The 1,791-nt window shown below is 58.0% G+C and carries 2 protein-coding genes and 1 pseudogene; all 3 read left to right on the plus strand.

Annotated features, from left to right (window positions below):
- The first annotated feature begins 10 nt into the window (after positions 1 to 10).
- Positions 11 to 112 (plus strand): hypothetical protein, encoded by a 102-nt coding sequence (locus tag ACTNB2_RS08770; protein ID WP_441044934.1) that lies wholly within the window; start codon positions 11 to 13, stop codon positions 110 to 112.
- Positions 113 to 204: 92 nt separating this feature from the next.
- Positions 205 to 1,419 (plus strand): MFS transporter, encoded by a 1,215-nt coding sequence (locus ACTNB2_RS08775; protein WP_441042601.1) that lies wholly within the window; start codon positions 205 to 207, stop codon positions 1,417 to 1,419.
- A gap of 170 nt (positions 1,420 to 1,589) precedes the next feature.
- Positions 1,590 to 1,791, plus strand: a pseudogene (locus ACTNB2_RS08780) (SIS domain-containing protein); the annotation flags it as partial.

The following is a 1,791-nucleotide window of genomic DNA, read 5'->3' on the forward strand; positions in this document are numbered from 1 at the left end:
CGCCTTCTGGCTGTACTACTGGCTGCTGTCCAAGAAGATCAACCCCATGGTGCTGATCGTGGCCACCATGGCCGTGGGCATCGTCGGCGCGTTCTTCGGCGTGCTGGCGTAAGGGCCCAGCTGCATAGATTTTCGTTGCAACCTGGAAAGGGGATGGAGCGGGCCTATGCCCTCCATCCCCTTACTTGTATAGAGGGAGTTCGTATGTTCGCGAAGGATCGCGAAGCAATGCGCCTGACGCCGGCAGAGGTCAGGCTGATTCTTATTGAGTCCCTGCAATGGTGCGCCAACAACGCGGTGTACTTTTTAGGGCTTATCGGCGCGGCGACGTATGATTTGGCTGGCACGGCCTTTTTGGTTGCTGCCATTACGCTCGTACGCAATCTTATGACGTCGGCGGGCAATATGGTGTCGGGCTCGGTCATCGACCGCTTTGGACCGCGCCGGACGTCGTTTGTGACGTGCATGATTACGGCGGTGCTATCGCTTGGCGTGGGGTTGGCGCCGTTGTCTGTCCCCGGGCTTGTGTTTGCCGCGTGCGTCTTGGGGCTTGCGGGCGGCTTTATTAACACCTGTACGCATGCGTTTCCGGGATACCTGGAGTCGACCACCGAGGGCCGTACCCGCGTGAACGGTCTCATGGTGTTCTACAGCAATATCGCCTATACCGCTGGCCCGCTGCTCGGTGGTGCCATCGTGAGCTGTTTTGCCACGCAATCGGTCTATCTGCTCATGGCGGGCATGATGGGTGTGGCGGCCGTGCTCTCCTTGGGCTGTCACGAGTGTGTTGCTCCCGCAAAAGGGGAGAAGCCGAAGGGCGGCATTCTGGGCGGCATGGCCGAGGGCGCGCGACTTACGTTTCGCGACCACGACCTGCGCCTTATCTTTATCTCGGGCTTTCTGGGCTTCTTTGCGTTTGGCGCGTTCGATTCGCTGGAGTCGTTGTTCTATCGCGATGTGCTCAACGTGGATATCGTCTGGCTGGGCTGGCTGTCCTCGGTCGTGGGCCTCACTTCCTCGGTGGGCGCGTTCATCCTGACCAAGCTTTCTGCCCGCCATGTCAACCTGCGATTGCTGCTCGGCGCGCTCATGGCCGTGGGCATTGGGTCCATGGTGTACGTGGGCACCGATATGCTTGGGGTCGCGATTATCGGTCAGGCGATTAACGGTCTGGCCTGGGGATTCCTGGAACCGCTGCAGATGATCTTGATTCAGGAGCGCGCTGACATCAAATACCTGGGGCGCATTACCGGCTTTGTGCGTTTTGGCCTGATGAGCGCCGGCGTGCTGCCGCTGCTGGCGGCTCCGTTTTTGGCGGAGGCTTTGGGCGTCCAGACGGTACTGTTTGGAGCATCGACCATTATTGCGCTGGTAGGAACGCTGTTCTTTGTCACACAAGGGAGATGCCGGGGGCGCTAGCTATACATCAAATTCTAATCTAATACCACTCGCCAGAGAATTTCGACCGTTCACCGAGGATTGGAACAGATTGAAAAGTGGTATTAAAAACACGTTGGGTGTATGTCTATAATTGGTATCGAAAAGAAATGCGATGTATAGATTCGCGTGCAGGACAGAAAGGAAAAGCCATGAAGGAAACCGAGAAGATCGAGATCATGCATTTCGACCAGGAGGGCTACCTCGAGGACGGCAAGGCGCTCTACGAGACCGGCAAGAAGGTGACCGCGCTCGCCGACAAGGTCGCCGACGAGGGCTACGACGCCGTGTTCCTGATGGGCGTCGGCGGCACCTGGGACGAGCTCATGCAGCTCGAGTACCTCATGAACAAGT

Source organism: Collinsella sp. HCP28S3_G2 (genome assembly GCF_052065125.1).
In the GTDB taxonomy this organism is placed as follows: domain Bacteria; phylum Actinomycetota; class Coriobacteriia; order Coriobacteriales; family Coriobacteriaceae; genus Collinsella.